The following is an 18,155-nucleotide window of genomic DNA, read 5'->3' on the forward strand; positions in this document are numbered from 1 at the left end:
CATGACCCCGACCTGAACCGAGAGAACCGCATGCCCTCCCGCCACCTTCTTCTCCCCGCCGGCCGGCGCCACCTGATCGCGGCGGCCGTGCTGTGCCTGGTCGCTCAAGCCAGCCAGACCGCCTGGGCCCAGAGCGCGACACCGCCCGCCGCCGGCGCAGCCATCGCCTTCTCGATCCCCGCCCAGCCGCTGGACCAGGCGCTGAACCAGCTTGCGCGCCAGGCCGGCGTGCAGCTGCTGGCGGCGCCGGGCCTGCTGCAGGGCCTGCAGGGCCGCCCGGTGCAGGCCAGCCTCAGCGTGCAGGCCGCCGCCGCGCAACTGCTCCAAGGCAGCGGGCTGGCCGGCCGCGTAGCGGGCAGCACGCTGGTGATCGAGAAAGCGCCAAGTGCCGTCGGTGCCACCCTGCCGGCCGTGACCGTGAGCGCCACCGCCGAACTCGAAACCAGCCTGGGCCCGGTGCCGGGCTATGTCGCCCGGCGCAGCCAGAGCGCCACCAAGACCGACACGCCGATCCTCGAAGTGCCGCAGTCGATCTCCGTCATCGGCCGCGAAGAACTCGAAGCGCGCGGCGTGCAGACCGTGATGGAAGCCGTGCGCTACGCACCGGGCGTGGTCGCCGGCAACTGGGGCTACGACGCACGCGGCATCGACTGGCTGCTGCTGCGCGGCTTCGACGCCACCGCAGGCAACGCCATGTACCGCGACGGCCTGCTGCTGCCCGCCTACTCGCTGACCGAGCCCTACGGCGTCGAGCGCGTCGAGGTGCTGCGCGGCCCGTCGTCGGTGATGTTCGGGCTGGGCGATGCGGGCGGCATCGTCAACCGCGTCAGCAAGATGCCGAGCAGCACGCCCACGCGCGAGATCGAAGTGCAGTACGGCAGCTTCCAGCGCAAGCAGCTGGCCGTGGACCTGGGCGGCGCCCTGAGCGACACGCTGAGCTACCGCCTCGTGGGCGTCGAGCTGGACAGCAACAGCCAGCAGCGCTATCCCAACGGCGCGCCCGCCGAAGTGAAGCGCAGCTACCTCGCGCCCTCGCTGCGCTGGCAGCCGTCGGCCGCCACCTCGTTCACCCTGCTCGGCGAGTTCCTGAAGAGCGATGCCAGCGACGACACCTTCAACGTGACCGACGCGAAGGGGCGCGACACCGGGCTCATCCAGGGCGAACCGAACTACAGCCGGATCAAGCAGCAGCAATCGTCGCTCGGCTACCTGTTCGAGCACCACATCAACGACGACTGGACAGTGCGCCAGAACACGCGCTACTTCAGCTTCGACACCGACAAGCACCACGTGGTCGTCAACCTCGCGCCCGACGGCTACACGCTGCGGCGAACCGCGCGTTTCGCCCCCGAGTGGGTCAACCAATGGACCGCCGACACGCAGCTGCAGGGCCGCGTGCGCACCGGCGACGTCGAGCACACGCTGCTGTTCGGCGTCGACTGGTCGCGCGTCCGGTACACGGCCAAGCAGTTCTCGGGGCCGGCGCCGAGCCTGGACCTGCGCTTTCCCGTCAACGGCCTGCCGGTGGCGGAGCCGTTCCGGCCCGACAGCAACTTCACGCAGACTACCGAGCAGCTCGGCGTGTATGCACAGGACCAGATCAAGTTCGGCCCCCACTGGCTGCTCACGCTCGGTGGACGGCAGGACCACGTCAAGTCCGCCACCTACGATCGGCTGAAGGGCGAGCGCACGACACAGACCGACGACAAGTTCAGCGGCCGTGCGGCCCTGAGCTACCTCGTCGGCAACGGCTGGGCACCGTACCTGAGCTACGCCGAATCCTTCATGCCGACCAGCGGCGTCGACCTGAACAGCACGCCGTTCCGGCCGAGCCGTGGCAAGCAGGTGGAGGCCGGCGTCAAGTTCCAGCCCGAGGGCACGCGCGCGCTGTTCACCGCGGCCGTGTTCGACCTGCGCAAATCCAACGTGGTGACCTACGACCAGAACACCTTCGAGGCGCGCCAGATCGGCCGCATCCGCTCACGCGGGCTCGAACTCGAAGCCAAGGCCGAGCTGGCACGCGACCTGAACCTCACGGCCTCCTACACCTGGCTCGACACCAAGGTGCGCGAGAGCGCCAACGAGACCGAGCGCGGCAAGACACCGATCCAGGTGCCCCGCAACACGGCCTCGCTCTGGCTCGACTACACGATGGCCAACGGCTTCGGCTTCGGCGGCGGCGTGCGCTACATCGGCAAGCGCTGGAACGACGTGGGCAACACCTCGTCCGAAGGCGGCGTCGCGCTGCTCGACGCCACGGTGCACTACAAGCGCGGGCCCTGGCGCTTCGCCCTGAGCGCCACGAACCTGGCCAACCGCCAGTACGCTGCATCGCGCGCGTACAGCAAGTACTACCCCGGCAGCGATCGCGCGGTGGTCGCGAGCGCGAAGTACCAGTTCTGAGGCCGGCGCCTAGGCGACCTTCTCCAGGAACACCAGCCGGATCGGCGCGTCCAGCAGCGCGTCGAATCGCTTTTCGAAGGCCTGGAAATGCGACGTGGCGAAGTGCGCATCCAGCGCGGCCTGGTCCTGGAACGACTCGCGCATGTAGAAGCTGCCGGGCTCGTCGCGCAGTTCGAACAAGGTGTAGTCGAGGCAGCCGGGCTCTTGCCGTGTGGGCGCCACCAGCGCGCTCAAGGCGTCGCGCAGCGCCTCGCGCTGGCCGGTCTTGGCCTTCAGGACGGCGATGCTGATGAGGGGCGTGGTGCTCATGGGTCGTTGTGAAGTTCGGATGCCTGCAGTCTGCGGCGACACCCGCACATGAAAAAGCCCCCTCGCCCCGAAACTCCTTCAACCGCCCCTTGAAGATCGCGACCGCTTCAAGCGAGCGCTACCGGCTGCACTGGAAGCTCGCCGCCTGCGACGCATCGCCACTCACATAACGCGGCCACAGCGGCCACTCGCACAGCGGACGCGCGCGGGTCGTCTTGAACGGCGGCTGCACTTCCTGTTCAAGCAATTGCAGCCCGGTCGGCGCACGTCCGCGCTCGACCCAGTCGGCCAGCGCGCCGAGCATGTCGACGTTGGCCGGTGCGCCGCTGCCCACATGGTCGACACCGGGCGCGGTGTACAGGCGCATGAAGCGGTCCACGTTCTCGCGGCCCATGCGTGCCACCACCGACTCGTAGTAGCGGATGCCCGCGAACGGGCTCTGCGCGTAGTCGGCCATGTGCTCCAGCACCAGCAGCTTGCCGCCGCGCGCATGGAAGGCGCTCAGGTCGGGGTTGGTCGAGTCCATCAGCTGCGACACGGTGGCGATGCGCACGGCAAAGTCTTCGGCGCGGTAGTTGCGCACGTCGAGCGACGGATTGCGCGCGTAGAAATACTGCAGCGCCCCGCTGCCGTAGAACCACGCGATGCCGTTGCTCGGCTGCGGCGGCACGGTCGGCGCGGCGGTGCCGGTCCACCAGGCGTTCCAGCCGCCCATCGAGGCGAAGGCCGGCGTGCCTTCGCCGCCGATGCCCCAGCCCGGGTACTCGGTGACGCCATGCGCCAGCGGCACGGGCGAGCGCCACGGCGAGCGCAGCGTGCGCACCGCCTGCACCTGCGCGTCGTTGAGGCAGTTGTCGCCGCTCGTGCCCGCTGCGCAGCGCAGGGTGGCCGGGTCGAAGCGCTGCAGGCAGGCCACCGGGTTCGACACGATGCGGTCGGCCACGCCGTCCGTCGCGTCGCACGACGCGAGCACGGCGTTGTGCACCAGCTGCACCTGCGCGGGCCGCAGCCAGCCTTCACCGAAGGTGGCGATGCCGTTGCGCGTGCCCGCATGCTGCAGCCCCGTCCAGTTGATCACCGGCACGCGGCTGAAGATGCCGTCGAAGTCCTGCGGATAGCGCTGCGCCATCGTGAGCGCCTCGCGCCCGCCTTCGGAGCTGCCCATGAAGTAGAGCTTCTGCGGTGCGTGGCCGTAGGCGCGCTGCGTCAGCGCCACCGCCACGTCGCGCACCTTCTTGTACGAGGCATGCGCGAAGTTCACGAGCGCCTCGTCGTTGAGCGCAAAGGCCTGCGGCGGCTGGCCCTGCACGTTCTGGTGGCCCGAGTCGGTGCCGTAGGTCACGTAGCCCTGCGCCAGCGGCGTGGGCAGGTCGAAGCGCGCGGCAGGCACCAGCGCCAGGCCGGTGATCAGCGTGCCGTTGAAGCCTCCGCCGCCGTACTGCACGCTGCGCCCATTCCATGCGAGCGGCAGGTTGACCTGGAACAGGATCGGCGGCGCGCTCGCGTCGACCGGTGCGATGCGCCCGAGCACCTTGCAGTACGCGGGCATCGCCGGCGTGATGCGCGACGCAGGGCTGGGGCCGCGCTCGGCCACGGCCAATGCAGACGCCGGCACGAGCGCTGCGGAGTCGATCGTCGCCGCGCCGCTGGGCAGGCCGATGGCAGTGGGCGCCACCGGCGCGGTGAGCGCCGCGCAGGCCTGGGCCGGATCGGCGCCGAGGCCGAGCCGCGTGGGGCCGGTCGGGGCCGTGCCGCATGCGGCGAGCAAGGCGGCGGTCGCCAGCATGGCGCCCCCGCTGAACACTGTCTGGGGGATCGCCATCTGTCTGTCTCCTGGTTGTTTTTTGTGATCGGCCGCCGCTACCGCGCCACGCCCAGCAGCCGGTCGAGCACCTCCGGCTGCGCGCGCAGCGCCGCCGCGGTGTCGGCATGCACGATGGTCCCGTGGTCGAGCACCACGGCCTGGTCGGAAATCGCGAGGATCGCCTGCGGGTGCTGCTCCACGATGATCGCGGCCAGCCCTTCGCCCTGCGTGATGCGGCGGATGGCGCGCAGCAGCTCTTCCACGATGATCGGCGCCAGGCCTTCGAGCGGCTCGTCGAGCAGCAGCAGCTTCGGGTTGAGCACCAGCGCGCGGCCCACGGCCAGCATCTGCTGCTCGCCGCCCGAGAGCTGGGTGCCCAGGTTGGTCTTGCGCTCGGCCAGGCGCGGGAACATCTCGTACACGCGCTGCGGGTTCCACTGGCCCGGGCGCTCCACGGCCGTGAGGTTCTCGTGCACCGTGAGCGACTTGAAGATGTTGCGCTCCTGCGGCACCCAGCCGATGCCGGCCGCCGCGCGCTGGTGCGGCTGCAGCTTGTGCAGCGCCGCCTGCCCGCCGAGCGCGATGGTGCCGCCGTGCTGGCGCGTGGCGCCGGCCAGCGTGTTGATGAGCGTGGTCTTGCCCGTGCCGTTGCGGCCCAGCAGCGCGAGCGTCTGGCCCTCGCCGAGCGTGAAGGCCACGTCGTGCAGCACCACGGCCTCGCCGTAGCCGGCGCTCAGGTTCTCGATGCGCAGCAGTTCAGACATGGGCATGTTCTCCGTGGCCCAGGTAGACCTCTTTGACCTTCGGGTCGTTGGCGATCGTCTCGGGGTCGCCCTCGGTCAGCAGCGCACCGTTGACCAGCACGGTCATGCGGTCGGCGAAGCTGAACACCAGGTCCATGTCGTGCTCGATGAGCAGCACCGACACGTCGGCCGGCAGCGCGGCCACGGTCTGCAGCAGCTCTTCGCGCTCGCCAGCGGGCACGCCCGCCACGGGCTCGTCGAGCAGCAGCACGCGCGGCTCACAGGCCAGCGCGATCGCGATCTCCAGCAGGCGGCGCTTGCCGTAGGCCATGAATTTGGTCTGCTGCTGCGCGACGTCGGCGAGGTGGAACTGCTCCAGCAGTTGCCCGGCCCGCTCGGCGATGCGCTTGTCCGCACCCAGCGGGCGCCACCATTGCGCGCCGATGCCCTTGTGCTGCGACACCACGAGCGCCAGCGTTTCCAGCGGCGTCATCGAGTCGAAGAGCTGGTTGATCTGGAAGGTGCGCACCAGCCCGCGCGCCACGCGCTTGTGCGGCGCGAGCGTGGTGATGTCTTCGCCGAGCAGCGAGATGCGGCCTTCGGTGGGCGTGAGCACGCCCGTCAGCAGGTTGATCAGCGTGGTCTTGCCGGCGCCGTTCGGGCCGATCAGCGCATGGCGCGCGCCGCGCTTCAGTTCCATCGTGACGTTGTTCGTGGCCGTGATGCCGCCGAAGCGCATCACGAGGCCTTGGGTCGAGAGCACGGTGTCGCTCATGCCGCACCGCCCTTCTTCTTTGCAGTGCCGAACCAGGTCCACGGCTTGAGCAGGCGGTCGCGTCCCACGAGCACCAGCAGCACGAGGATGAGGCCGATCCAGAACATCCAGTACTGCGGCGTCACCGACGACAGCCAGGTCTGCAGCAGCTTGAAGACGATGGCGCCCGCCACGCCGCCGTAGAGCCAGCCCACGCCGCCGATGACCAGCATCAGCAGCACGTCGGCCGAGCGGTCGAAGGCCAGCACGTCGAGCGAGGCGAAGCCGGTGGTCTGCGCCAGCAGCGCGCCCGCGGCGCCCGCGATGCCGGCGGCCACGGTGTAGACCACGGCGAGCCGCGACACCACCGGGATGCCGATGGCCATGGCGCGCAGCCGGTTGTCGCGGATGGCCTTGAGCGTGGCGCCGAAGGGCGAATGCACGATGCGGCGCATCACGAGGAACAGCACGAGCATCACGGCCAGCGAGTACCAGGCGGCCGTGCGGCCATACAGGTCGAATTCGAAGAGGCCGAGCACCGGCCCCATGACCACGCCCTGCAGGCCATCGGCGCCGCCGGTGAGCCAGTCGAGCTTGTTGGCCAGTTCGAGCAGCAGCAGCGCGGTGCCCAGCGTGACCATGAGCCGCGTGAGGTCGCTGCCGCGCAGGATGGTCACGCTGGCCACGAGGCCGAGCACGGCCGACAGCAAGGTGGCGAACACGAGGCCGACGGTCGGGTCGGGCATGACGAGCTTGGCGAACAGCGCGGCGGCGTACGCGCCGAAGCCGAAGAAGGCCGCATGGCCGAGCGACACGATGCCTGTGTAGCCGAGGATCAGGTCGAGCGACATCGCGAACAGGGCGACGATGGCGATCTCGTTGACCAGCAGCGAGTGCGAGGGCATGGCCAGCGGCAGCGCGAAAGCCACGGCCCAGACCACGAACTCCCAAGGCCGCCAGCGCGCGGTGCGCAGCAGGGCCGATTCATAGGCAGGCGCGCTCATCTCAACGGCCTCCCTTGCGGGTGAACAGGCCTTGGGGCCGCCACATGAGGATCAGGATCATGAGCAGGTAGACGGTGAACGCGCCCATCTTCGGAATGAAGTACTTGCCGGCCACGTCGGCAATGCCGAGCAGCAGCGCGGCGGCGAGCGGCCCGGTGATCGACGAGGTGCCGCCGACCGAGACGACGATGAGGAAATAGATCATGTACTTGAGCGGAAACGTCGGATCGAGCCCGAGGATTTCCGCGCCCAGCGCACCGCCCAGCCCGGCCAGGCCCGAGCCCACGGCGAAGGTCAGCAGGAACACGATGTTGACGTTGATGCCCAGCCCGGCGGCCACGCGCGGGTCGTCGACGGCGGCGCGCAGGCGGCTGCCGAAGCGCGTCTTCGAGAGGATGAGCTGCAGCACCACGGTGAGCACGGCGCACACGGCGATGATGAAGATGCGGTAGTGGCCCATGCCCAGCAGGAACGCGCCGTCTCCGAATTCGCTGCGCCCGCGCAGCCATTCGGGCAGCTGCAGGTTCTGCTGCGACGAGCCGACGAAGTAGTCGACGGCCGCGACGGCCATGAACGCCAGGCCGATGGAGAACAGCACCTGGTCCAGGTGCGGCTTGCCGTACATCGGCCGGTAGAGCGTGCGCTCCAGCAGCGCGCCGGCCAACGCGACGACGATGAACGCGAGCGGCAGGCAGGCCAGGAACGGCACGCCGAACTTCTGCATCGCGAACACGGTGAGGTAGCCGCCCGCCATGGCGAAGGCACCGTGCGCGAGGTTGATGAAGTTCATCAGCCCGAGCGTCACGGCCAGCCCCACGGCGAGGACGAAGAGCAGCATGCCGTAGGCGATGCCGTCGAAAAGAATGGTCAGCATGTCGGTTGTCTGGGTCTGGTGCGGTCGTTCAGAATGCTGCTATTCGGGGTGCGTGCACAGGCCACCGGGTACTTCCCTCCGCGAATGTCCCCCGGGGCTTCGCCCCTCCTCCTTGATTTCGCTGCGGGAAGCACCCAGTGCCCTGAGCCCGAGGGGCGCTGTCGGGGTGCTGGCCGATCAACAACGGCTCTGCACCCGCTCACGTCGATGGGGTGCCTTGCGCAGCGAAATCAAGGAGGAGGCCGAAGGCCGGGGGACATTCGCGGAGCAAGGCACCCCGTCGGCGGGAGCGTCGCCCTGAACAGCAGCGCTCCCACCGGCGAAGCGAAATTACTTGGCTTTACCCGGGTCCTTCACGCCCTTCAACACGTCGAACTCGACGTTGTAGAGTTGCCCGTCCTTCTTCTCGACCTTGCGCAGGTACACGTCCTGCACGATGTCGCGCGTCTGCGCGTCGATCAGCACCTGGCCGCGCGGGCTTTCGAAGACCTGGCCCTTCATGGCGGCCAGCAGCGCTTCGCCGCCGCCCTGGCCCTTGGTGGTCTTGAGGGCTTCGTAGATCACGCGCATGCCGTCATATCCGCCCACGGCCATGAAGTTGGGGCGCATCTTCGGGTTGGCCTTCTGGAAGGCCTCGACGAACTTCTTGTTCAGCGCCGAGGGGTGCGCGGCCGAGTAGTGGTGCGAGGTGACCACGCCCAGCGCGCCGTCGCCCATGTCGTTCAACTGATCGTCGTCGGTCACGTCGCCGGTGGCGATCATCTTGATGCCGGCCTTGTCCATGCCGCGCTCCAGGAACTGCTTCATCACCGCCGCGCCCGCGCCCGAGGGCACGAAGACGAACAGCGCGTCGGGCTTGGCGTCGCGCACCTTCTGCAGGAACGGCGCGAAGTCGGGGTTGCGCAGCGGCACGCGCAGCTTCTCGAGCACCTTGCCGCCGTTGAGCTGGAAGCGGTCGCTGAAGAACTTCTCGGCGTCGTTGCCCGGGCCGTAGTCGGTGACCAGCGTGACCACCGACTTCACGCCGTTCTTCGGCGCCCAGTCGCCCATCACGACCGACACCTGCGGCAGCGTGAAGCTGCTGCGCACGATGTAGGGCGAGGCCTCGGTGATGCTCGAGGTGGCGGCGGCCATCACGACCTGCGGCGTCTTCGACTGCGTGGCCAGCGGCGCGGCGGCCAGCGCGGCCGGCGTGATGCCGAAGCCGGCGATCACGTTGACCTTGTCGTTGACGATGAGCTCCTGCGCCAGGCGCTTGGTCACGTCGGGCAGGCCGGTGTCGTCCTTCACGATCAGCTCGACCTTCTTGCCGGCCACGGTGTCGCCGTTCTGTGCCATGTACAGGCGCGCGGCAGCCTCGATCTGGCGGCCGGTGGAGGCCGACTGCCCCGTCATCGGCAGGATCAGGCCGATCTTGAACTTGTTGTCCTGGGCGCTGGCCACAGGCAGCGACAGTGCGGTGGCGAGCGCAATCGCCGAAAGGCCGGCGGTCTGGATGAGATGGCGTCTTTGCATGGAATTTTTCCTTTGAGGGACGGAACGCGAAACCGGGCGTATTTTGAACAATTCGCAACAATTGACGGAGCAGGCAACCACCTACCCACCCGCCGCACGGGACTTTGTTGCGCGATCAGTCGAATGGTTGCGCGATGATCGCGCAACCGATGTTTTCAACGGTCGGGGCGGTACGCGGAATCGAGCGTGAGCGTACCCACGGCGCGTGACACGCAGGCGCAGATGCGCGTGGTCGCCTGCTTCTCGTGCGGGCTCAGGAACACGTCGCGGTGGTCGACTTCGCCGTCCACGGCCAGCACGTCCATGGCGCACAGGCCGCACTCGCCGCGCTTGCAGTCCGACAGGGTCTGCACGCCGGCCGCATCGAGCGCGTCGAGCAGGGTGCAGTCGGCCGGCACGGTGATCGACAGGTCGTGGCGCGGAATGCGCACGGTGAAGGCCTGCGTGGCGAGGCGGCCGCTGCTGCCGAAGGTTTCGAAGCGCAGGTCGGCGAGCGGCCGGCCGGCCGCGGCCCAGGCGCGCTTGACGGCCTCGAGCATCGGCACCGGTCCGCAGGTGTAGAGCTGGCCGCCAGGCGGCAACGCGGCGATGGCGGCGTCGAAGTCGATGGGCGCTGCGCCTTCGTGCGCCTGCACGCCGGCCTCGCCCAGCGCATCGCGCAGGGTGTTGAGGTAACCGAACTCGCCTGCGTGGCGCGCGCCGTACAGCATGGCCACCGGCACGCCGCGGCGTCGTGCCAGCGCGCCCAGGCGCTGCGCCATCAGCACCAGCGGCGTGATGCCGATGCCGCCGGCCACCAGCAGGTAGCCGGGCGCCGCGAGGTCGAGCGGAAAGTGGTTCTGCGGCGCGCTCACCTGCAGCCGGTCGCCCTCGGCCAGCCGCCACATCGCGCGCGAGCCGCCACGACCGTCGTCCAGCCGCTTGACGGCGATGCGCCAGCAGCTGCCGTCGCCCTCGCCCACCAGCGAGTACGAGCGCGTCTGCACGCGGCCCTGCTCGGTCATCACCTGCACCTGCAGGTGGGCGCCGGGCTCATGCGCGGCAACGAAGTCGGTGTCGGGGCGCAGCGTGAACTCGCGCACGGTGGGCGTGACGTCGCGCAGCGCCACCACCTGCGCCTGCATCCATTGAAGATCGCTTTTCATCGGGGAACACCAGCGGGGAAGGAGAAGAAAAAAAGAAGTCGTCGATCAGCCGCGACGGCGGATCAGTTGCACGCCCGGCAGCGGACGCTGTTCGGCGCTCGGCGTGCCGTGCAGCGCCTCGCGCAGGTTGCGCCGTGCGATGCGGCTGTGCTCGCGCATCAGCGCCTCGGCGCGCGAGCCCTCGCCGGACTCGATGGCGTCGAGCACCTGCAGGTGCTGGTCCTGCGCGATCACGAGCATGTCGCGCGCGGCCGGCGAATTGGCCTGCACGATGACGAAGCCCGAGGGCGAGGCGAACGGCAGGTTGACCACGCGCTCGAGCTGCTGCGCGATGACGGGGCTGCCCGCCATCTCGCACAGCAGCGCATGGAATTTCTCGTTGTGCGTCACGTAGCGCGAGAAGGCCGCGTCGTCGAGCGCGGGCTCGCGCAGCAGCTCATCGATGCGCGTGAGGCAGGCGCGCGCTTCGCGCAGCACCACGGGCGCCGCGCCGCGCTCGGCCGCCAGCCGCGCCACCAGGCCTTCGAGCGTGCCGCGCAGCTCGATGGCGTCGGCCACGTCGCGTTCGGAAAAGGTGCGCACCGCATACCCGCCGTTGGGCAGCGCTTCGAGCAGGCCTTCCTGCTCGAGCCGCATGAGCGCGCTGCGCACCGGCGTGCGCGACACGCCGAGCTGCTCGGAGATGGCGACCTCGGCAATGCGCGCGCCGCCGGGCAGTTCGCCCGCCAGGATCATCTCGCGCAGCCGCAGCTGCGCCTTCACGGCCTGCGAGCTGCCGCTGTCGCCGGGCTCGGCGGGAGAGACGGTGGCGACCTTCATCACGCGGCCTGGCTCTCTGGCGCGGGGCGGATCGGGATCGCGGCGCGCGCGGGCCGTTCCTTCTCGATCATGCGGTCGATGAGGCGGCGCGCCCACATCGAGCCGGCGTCGATGTTGAGGTTGTAGAACTGGTGGTCGGGGTGCTCGTCGATGGCTTTCTGCTGCGCCTCGAGCACGATCTCGTCCTCGCGGAAGATGCCCGAGACACCCTCGCGCAGCTCGTGCGTGAGCCGCTGCTCGCTCAGGCAGTAGTTGCGCGCGAAGGCCCAGAAGTACAGGCAGGTCTTGTCGGTCTCGGGCGTGATGGTGTTGAGCACGTAGCCGTTGACGCCCTTGCTGCGGTCGCCGGGGTTGTCGTTCGACGGCACCGCGCCACTGCCCGCCTCGGCCACGCCGACGTCGATATTCACCGTGCACGGGCCTTCGAAACGGATGATCTGCCAGCGGTCGACCTTGCCCGTGTAGCCGCGCGCATGACGGATCTGGTTGCCCCAGAACGGCGGCGCGTCGATGTTCTCCATCCAGCGCGTTACGGTGGCCGAGCGGTCGCCGTGCGTGGCCACGAAGGGCGCCTCGGCCACTTCGCGGTTGCCGATGGACGAGCCGTGCACGAAGGTCTCGTGCGTGAGGTCCATGAGGTTGTCGACCACGAGGCGGTAGTCGCAGTTGACGCGGATCATCTTGCCGTCGCCGGCCCAGGCCGGGTCGTCGTTCCAGTGCATGTCGGGCACCAGCGCCGGGTCGGCCTTGGCCGGGTCGCCGGGCCAGATCCACACGAAGCGGTGCTTCTCGACCACCGGAAAGCTGCGCACGCAGGCCGAGGGGTTCAGCGTTTCCTGGCTCGGCATGTGGGTGCAGCGGCCCTGGCTGTTGTAGACCAGGCCGTGGTAGCCGCAGACCAGCTCGTCGCCCTCGAGGCGGCCCAGCGACAGCGGCATCAGCCGGTGCCAGCAGGCGTCTTCGAGCGCGGCCACCTGGCCGTCGGTGCGGCGGAACAGCACCACTTTCTGGTTGCAGATGGTGCGTGGCAGCAGCGCGTGACGCACTTCGACGTCGTAGGCGGCGGCATACCAGGCGTTGAGCGGAAAGGCGGTCGTGGGCGTCTTCATGAATACACAATGTATACAGAACAGAGAGAAATTCCAGAGTTGAACCCCTTATTCGAGGGTAAACACTGACGTCTACGTATACAAACAGGCTTTTCACGAAGGCGCTAGGATTCCGCTCGTTCACAGTCACGACGGAGTTCATTCCATGTCCCAGCATGCCGCCCTGCCCGCCCGCTACGACCACGTGGGCAGCTTCCTGCGCCCGCAATACCTGCTCGAAGCCCGCGAACAGAAAGCCAAGGGCCAGATCACGCCCGAGCAACTGCGCGAGGTCGAAGACAAGGCCATCACCGAGATCGTCCGCTTCCAGGAAGACATCGGCCTGAAAAGCATCACCGACGGCGAGTTCCGCCGCACCTACTTCCACATCGACTTCCTCGACCAGCTCGGCGGCGTGAAGACCGACATTCCGGTCACCATCCGCCGCCCCGACGGCACCGAGGAACTGGCGCCGCCCGCGATGCGCGTGATCGACAAGGTGCGCCACGTGAAGGACATCCAGCTCGCCGACTTCCAGTACCTCAAGAGCCAGGTCTCGGCCGGCCGCACGCCGAAGGTGACCATCCCGTCGCCGACGATGCTGCACTTTCGCGGCGGGCGCGCGGGCATCAGCAAGGACGCCTACCCCGAGCTCGACCCTGTGTTCTACGACGACGTGGCCAAGGCCTACGGCGACGAACTGCGCTCGCTGGCCGCCGCCGGCTGCACCTACGTGCAGATGGACGACACCAACCTCGCCTACCTGTGCGACGAGCACATGCGCGAAGCCGCCCGCAAGCGCGGCGACGACCCGAACGAGCTGCCGCACCGCTATGCCGCCTTCATCAACAAGGTGGTGGCGCAGAAGCCGCCGGGCATGCTGCTGGCCATGCACCTGTGCCGCGGCAACTTCAAGAGCACGCACGCCGCGGCCGGCAACTACGAGCCGGTGGCCGAGGCGCTGCTGAAGGAAATGGACCTCGACGCCTACTTCATGGAGTACGACGACGCCCGCTCGGGCGACTTCAAGCCGCTGCGCTACCTGCCCAAGGGCAAGACGGTGGTGCTCGGCCTCGTGACCACGAAGTTCGGCGAGATGGAAGACAAGGACGAGCTCAAGCGCCGCATCGAGGACGCCAGCAAGTACGCCTCGCTCGACCAGCTCGCGCTGTCGCCGCAATGCGGCTTCTCCAGCACGGTGCATGGCAACAACATCGCGGTCGAAGCGCAGCGCAACAAGCTGCGGCTCGTGGTCGAGACGGCGCAGGAGGTCTGGGGCTCGACCTGACGCGCGCTTTCTGTTGAAGTCGGGGGCATGACGACGACGCAGATTTACTCCGGCCCCCTCAGCATGTTCGGCGCGAAGGTGCAGATCGCCGCGTACGAAAAAGGCATCACTTTCGAGCTCACCATGGTGCCGTTCGCCACCGACGACGCCTACGAGCCCAAGCATCCCGAGGTGCTGCGCGTGAACCCGGTGAAGCAGCAGGTGCCGGTGCTGGTCGACGAGGAGGTGGCTCTGTTCGACTCGACGCAGATCTTCGAGTACCTCGAAGACCGCTACCCGCAGCCCGCGCTGTGGCCCGAAGGCATTGCCGACCGGGCCCGCGCGCGGCAGCTGGAGCAGAAGTCGGACGAGGTGTTCTTCCCCAACGTCATCAAGCTCTTCGGCCTGCAGGACGCCATGCAAAGCGCGCCGGCCGTGGCCGCATGCGCCGGCTGCGCGCGCTTCTACGAAGAGATGGAAGGCCTGCTCGCCACGCGCGAATACCTGGCCGGCCCTTACTCCTTCGCCGACATCGCCTTCTACATGGCGCATGTGTTCGCCGACCGCAAGGGCGCCGGCATGACCGGGGCCACGCCGCGCCTCGTGGCCTGGCGCGATCGCGTGGGCGCGCGGCCCGCGGTGCGCGCGGTGGTCGATCCGATGATGCGGTTCCTGGCTTCGCAAGGGCGCGGCGTGCCGGCCTTCCTGCAGCGCTGAGCGGGCACCGAGGCATCACCCGCCCATGCCGGACACCCTCTTCGACTGGCTGCCCTCCCCTTCGCAGCATTTTCTTGTCGTCACTTTCGCGTTGCTGGTCTATGTGCTGACCACCCGCACGCGCCGCGAGCAGCGCGCCCCCACCACCGCCATCGCGTGGGTCATGGGGCTGGTGCTCATGCCCTACGTGATCCTGCCGATGTACCTGCTGTTCGGCCAGCGCAAGCTGCGCCCGGCCGGCGCGCCCCGGCCGCCGCGTTCGCTGCCGCCGGGTCACTGGGCGGCCGATCTGATCGAGAGCTTCGGCCTGGCGCCGCCCGGGCGCTGCGCGATCCGCATGCACGCCGACGGCGAGGCCGCGCGCGAGGCGCTGTTCGAGGTGATCGACGGCGCGCGCCAGCGCCTGGACGTGTGCACCTTCATCATCGGCGACGACGCGCTCGGCCACGCCGTGCTGGCGCGGCTCGCGCAGCGCGCGCGCGAAGGCATCAAGGTGCGCGTGCTGCTCGACGGCTTCGGTGCGCTCTCGCTGCCGCGCCATCACTTCGACCGGCTGCGCGCGGCCGGCGGCGAGGTGGCGGTGTTCCGCCCCTTCTTCAGCCTGCGCCGCATCGGTCCGCGCAACCTGCGCAACCACCGCAAGCTCACCATCGCCGACGACCGCTGGCTGTGGTCGGGCGGGCGCAACCTGGCGGGCGAGTACTTCTCCGGCAACGACAAGCACCCCGAAGCCTGGCACGACCTCTCTTTCGACCTGCACGGCAGCGTGGCCGCCGCCGCCGCGCGCCAGTTCGACCACGACTGGAGCTCGGTGCGCGGGCGCAAGGCGCGCGCCATCACCGCCGCCGACGTGCCCGCGGGGCCCGGCTGCGCGATGGCCCAATTCCTGCCGAGCGGCCCCGACCAGACCGAGGACACGGCGCACGCGCTGCTCATCGACGCCTGCTTTCGCGCCGAGCACCGCATCCTCGCGATCACGCCCTACTTCGTGCCCGGCGACGGCCTGCGCGATGCGCTGCGCCTCGCCGCGCGGCGCGGCGTGCAGGTGACCATCGCGATGCCCGCGCAGTCGAACCACCGGCTGGCCGACTTCGTGCGCGCACGCGCCATGCGCGACCTCGCGCGCGCGGGCGCTAGCTTTCGCATGCTGCCCTTCATGGCCCACGCCAAGGCCGTGGTGGTCGACGACGAACTGGCGATGTGCGGCTCGATCAACCTCGACCTGCGCAGCCTGCTGCTGAACCACGAGGCGGCGGTGGTGTTCTACGGCCACGACGACATCGAATGGCTGGCCAAATGGATCGAGACCACCGCCTCGGCCGGCGAGCCCTACCGCGCGCGGCGCCCGGGGCTGCTGCGCGACGTGGCCGAAGGGCTGCTGCTGACCGTCGCCTTCCAGCTGTAGACGGGCGGCGCATCGCCCAAGATGCACGAATGCAACACAATTGCAACCAATTGAACATTCGCACTAGAATCGCCACCGGTTCCGGTGGATGACCGTTCTTCCGGAGCCCCCTGCATTGCGGGGCAGCCCGCTCCGGCCCGGCCTCATGGGGCCCACCGAAGCGCCATTCGTACCGCCGTTGTCGTGAGAAAGTGCCCAAATAACAGGCACCACTACAGCGAGGCCAGTTCCCTTCCTACGAGCCCAGAAATTAAGATAAAGGTTCACTGATTGTTGCCACATCGTGGGGAGGAATGAGCGGTCCGCCCGCCCTCTGCACTGAATGAGCAACCAGTAGTCCCCCCGCACTTCAGAAGCATCGGCGTCCGTCAGGGCGTATCGCCTTCGGCGACCTCGATGCGATGCAGGAGCGTGACCGGCAAAGGCGGTCGCCGCGGGGTTTGAGCGCTGGGCGCCGGGCGACACCTTCGCGCGGCCCCAAGCGATCCCCTTTGTTGTCGATCACTGCCGGATTCCCCTGAGCACGGGGAGAAAAATCGATGCCTTTCATTGATTCGCTGCTGGCGCTCGCGCGCCGGCTGGGCGCAGCCTTGCCTGTCGTTTGGGCCCTGCTGCTGCCGTTGTCCGCCGCCCCGACCTGGGCGGCCCTGAACGAAGTCGGCCGCGCCACGCCGAGCGTGCACCGCCTGCGCTTCTTCATCGACCCGCAACTGGCGGCCGACATCGGCGCGCCCGAGGCCGGCCGCCGGCTCGCGCAGTACGTGGCCGACCTCAACACCGTGTTCCAGCGCGAGACCGTGCGCAGCTTCACCTTCGACCCCGCGAAGGACCTGCAGATCGTCGCGCCCGGCGCGGCGCCGCCCTGCGGCTTCAGCGGCGTGGCCGGCGGCGAGATCGTGCTGTGCGTCGGCCCCTCGAAGCGCGGCTACAGCCACGGCGGCCTGACCACCAGCACCACCTTCCCGCCCACCGGCGTGACCTGGAACCTGAACTGGACCGCCATCCATGACCCGCTGCGCCTGTCGCGCGCCATCACGCCGGCCGCGCCCGAGTCCACCGAGAAGGACTACCTCGGCCGCCAGCTCAAGACCCTGCTGCACGAGCTGGAGCACGTGTTCGGCGCCGGCTCCGGCGAGTACTACAACGCCATCGCCGTCGCCGACACCACCGAGGCCGCACCCGCCAGCGACCTCGCCCTCGTGAAGCACACCGACCGCTACTGGTGGCCGCGCCAGCACTGGCGCCTCGACCCGCTGCTGGGCACTGTGTTCGAGCAGCGCTACGACCCGGCCGCCAACCGCGTCGCCACGCTCGGCCTGATCCGCTTCACCGAAGGCACCAAGGCACAGATCAACACCGACTGGCGCGACTGGCCCAAGCTCGGCAGCTCGAAGTTCATGGCCGCGACCACCGCCACGCAGGTGCGCGTGACCGAGCGCGAGAGCGGCGCCGCGCTGGCCGGCGCGCCCGTCTCGGTGTGGCGCGACCCGGGCGCCGGCAAGCCGCTGGAGCCGATCGCGCAGGGCACGACCAACGCCGACGGCCGCTTCGTCTTCGACTGGCGCTGCGGCTTCAGCTGCTTCGCCATCGGCAAGACCACGTTGCTCGTGAAGGCCCAGGCCGCAGGCCGCGCACCGGGCGCGACCTGGTTCACCATCTTCGACGCCTTCGAGCAGAAGGCCGTGCAGGGGCAGGCCGCCTTCAGCATCGACCTGCCGCTGGGCGTGCCCGACAGCCAGAAGCCGGCCGTGTCGCTGGCCGCGCCCGCGATGGCGACCGTGGGCCAGCCCGTGGCGCTGGCGCCCGTGGCGGTCGACAACGTCGGCGTTTTCGGCGTGAAGGTGATCGGCACCGACAGCCTGCCGATCTGCACCTTCACCGCCCCGCCCTACACCTGCCACTGGACGCCGACCGCGCCGGGCGTGCAGATCGTCCGCGTGATCGCCATCGACGCCGCGGGCAATGCCGAGGTCGCGTCGGCGCAGGTGATCGTGCGCGCGCCCGCCGACACCACCGCACCGACCGTCACGCTGAACGTGCCGCCGATGGCCTCGTCGGCCGCCGGCCTGCCGGTGCGGCTGTCGGCCAGTGCGACCGACGACGCCGGCGTGGCCGAGCTGGCCTTCATCGTCGACGGCAAGACCGTCTGCGCGCTGCGCGCCGCGCCCTACGCCTGCAGCTGGACGCCCGCGCGTGCGGGCCTGGCGAACATCGAGTTGCGCGCCACCGATGCGGCGGGCAACGTCGCTACCACCTCGGCCACCGCGCGCGTCGGCGCGGAACTGCGGCCCGAGGATCTGTAAGACCG

15 protein-coding genes are annotated in these 18,155 nt (G+C 69.2%); 5 read left to right on the plus strand and 10 right to left on the minus strand.

Annotated features, from left to right (window positions below; all coding sequences use genetic code 11):
* The first annotated feature begins 30 nt into the window (after nt 1–30).
* Nucleotides 31–2,403, plus strand: a complete 2,373-nt coding sequence (locus AC57B8_RS30245; RefSeq protein WP_496481602.1) for a TonB-dependent siderophore receptor — start codon at nt 31–33, stop codon at nt 2,401–2,403.
* 9 nt (nt 2,404–2,412) lie between these two features.
* Here AC57B8_RS30245 and AC57B8_RS30250 read toward each other — a convergent pair whose 3' ends face one another.
* From AC57B8_RS30250 to AC57B8_RS30295, 10 genes are all read right to left on the minus strand, one after another.
* Complete coding sequence (locus AC57B8_RS30250; RefSeq protein WP_307586012.1) at nt 2,413–2,712, minus strand: putative quinol monooxygenase; 300 nt, start codon at nt 2,710–2,712, stop codon at nt 2,413–2,415.
* Nucleotides 2,713–2,830: 118 nt separating this feature from the next.
* On the minus strand, nt 2,831–4,534 hold the full coding sequence (locus AC57B8_RS30255) for a tannase/feruloyl esterase family alpha/beta hydrolase (RefSeq protein WP_496481603.1): 1,704 nt from the start codon (nt 4,532–4,534) through the stop codon (nt 2,831–2,833).
* Between the two features lie 38 nt (nt 4,535–4,572).
* Nucleotides 4,573–5,280 (minus strand): ABC transporter ATP-binding protein, encoded by a 708-nt coding sequence (locus tag AC57B8_RS30260; RefSeq protein WP_095950659.1) that lies wholly within the window; start codon nt 5,278–5,280, stop codon nt 4,573–4,575.
* Nucleotides 5,273–6,034: an ABC transporter ATP-binding protein gene (locus AC57B8_RS30265; RefSeq protein WP_496481604.1), complete on the minus strand. Its 762-nt coding sequence runs from the start codon at nt 6,032–6,034 to the stop codon at nt 5,273–5,275. Before AC57B8_RS30265 ends, AC57B8_RS30260 begins: the two co-directional genes overlap by 8 nt.
* On the minus strand, nt 6,031–7,017 hold the full coding sequence (locus tag AC57B8_RS30270) for a branched-chain amino acid ABC transporter permease (RefSeq protein WP_496481605.1): 987 nt from the start codon (nt 7,015–7,017) through the stop codon (nt 6,031–6,033). Before AC57B8_RS30270 ends, AC57B8_RS30265 begins: the two co-directional genes overlap by 4 nt.
* A gap of 1 nt (nt 7,018) precedes the next feature.
* On the minus strand, nt 7,019–7,891 hold the full coding sequence (locus tag AC57B8_RS30275; protein ID WP_056582994.1) for a branched-chain amino acid ABC transporter permease: 873 nt from the start codon (nt 7,889–7,891) through the stop codon (nt 7,019–7,021).
* Between the two features lie 330 nt (nt 7,892–8,221).
* The gene (locus tag AC57B8_RS30280; protein ID WP_062470617.1) at nt 8,222–9,406 is read right to left on the minus strand and encodes an ABC transporter substrate-binding protein; all 1,185 of its coding nucleotides are present in this window, start codon (nt 9,404–9,406) and stop codon (nt 8,222–8,224) included.
* Nucleotides 9,407–9,561: 155 nt separating this feature from the next.
* Nucleotides 9,562–10,551: a PDR/VanB family oxidoreductase gene (locus AC57B8_RS30285; RefSeq protein ID WP_496481606.1), complete on the minus strand. Its 990-nt coding sequence runs from the start codon at nt 10,549–10,551 to the stop codon at nt 9,562–9,564.
* Nucleotides 10,552–10,596: 45 nt separating this feature from the next.
* Nucleotides 10,597–11,370: a GntR family transcriptional regulator gene (locus tag AC57B8_RS30290; RefSeq protein ID WP_062470623.1), complete on the minus strand. Its 774-nt coding sequence runs from the start codon at nt 11,368–11,370 to the stop codon at nt 10,597–10,599.
* Nucleotides 11,370–12,479: an aromatic ring-hydroxylating dioxygenase subunit alpha gene (locus tag AC57B8_RS30295; protein WP_496481607.1), complete on the minus strand. Its 1,110-nt coding sequence runs from the start codon at nt 12,477–12,479 to the stop codon at nt 11,370–11,372. The genes AC57B8_RS30290 and AC57B8_RS30295 overlap by 1 nt, the downstream gene beginning before the upstream one ends.
* A gap of 145 nt (nt 12,480–12,624) precedes the next feature.
* Here AC57B8_RS30295 and AC57B8_RS30300 point away from each other — a divergent pair, with 145 nt between their 5' ends.
* The 4 genes from AC57B8_RS30300 (at nt 12,625) to AC57B8_RS30315 (ending at nt 18,150) form a co-directional block, all read left to right on the plus strand.
* The gene (locus AC57B8_RS30300) at nt 12,625–13,746 is read left to right on the plus strand and encodes a 5-methyltetrahydropteroyltriglutamate--homocysteine S-methyltransferase (RefSeq protein WP_062470629.1); all 1,122 of its coding nucleotides are present in this window, start codon (nt 12,625–12,627) and stop codon (nt 13,744–13,746) included.
* 27 nt (nt 13,747–13,773) lie between these two features.
* Nucleotides 13,774–14,442 (plus strand): glutathione S-transferase family protein, encoded by a 669-nt coding sequence (locus tag AC57B8_RS30305; RefSeq protein ID WP_496481608.1) that lies wholly within the window; start codon nt 13,774–13,776, stop codon nt 14,440–14,442.
* Between the two features lie 25 nt (nt 14,443–14,467).
* A complete protein-coding gene (locus AC57B8_RS30310) occupies nt 14,468–15,847 on the plus strand; it encodes a phospholipase D-like domain-containing protein (RefSeq protein WP_496481609.1) in 1,380 nt (459 codons plus the stop codon).
* Nucleotides 15,848–16,386: 539 nt separating this feature from the next.
* Complete coding sequence (locus AC57B8_RS30315; RefSeq protein WP_496481610.1) at nt 16,387–18,150, plus strand: Ig-like domain-containing protein; 1,764 nt, start codon at nt 16,387–16,389, stop codon at nt 18,148–18,150.
* The last annotated feature ends 5 nt before the right edge of the window (nt 18,151–18,155 follow it).

This window comes from Variovorax sp. BGA-UO-ETr-C22 (genome assembly GCF_059567965.1).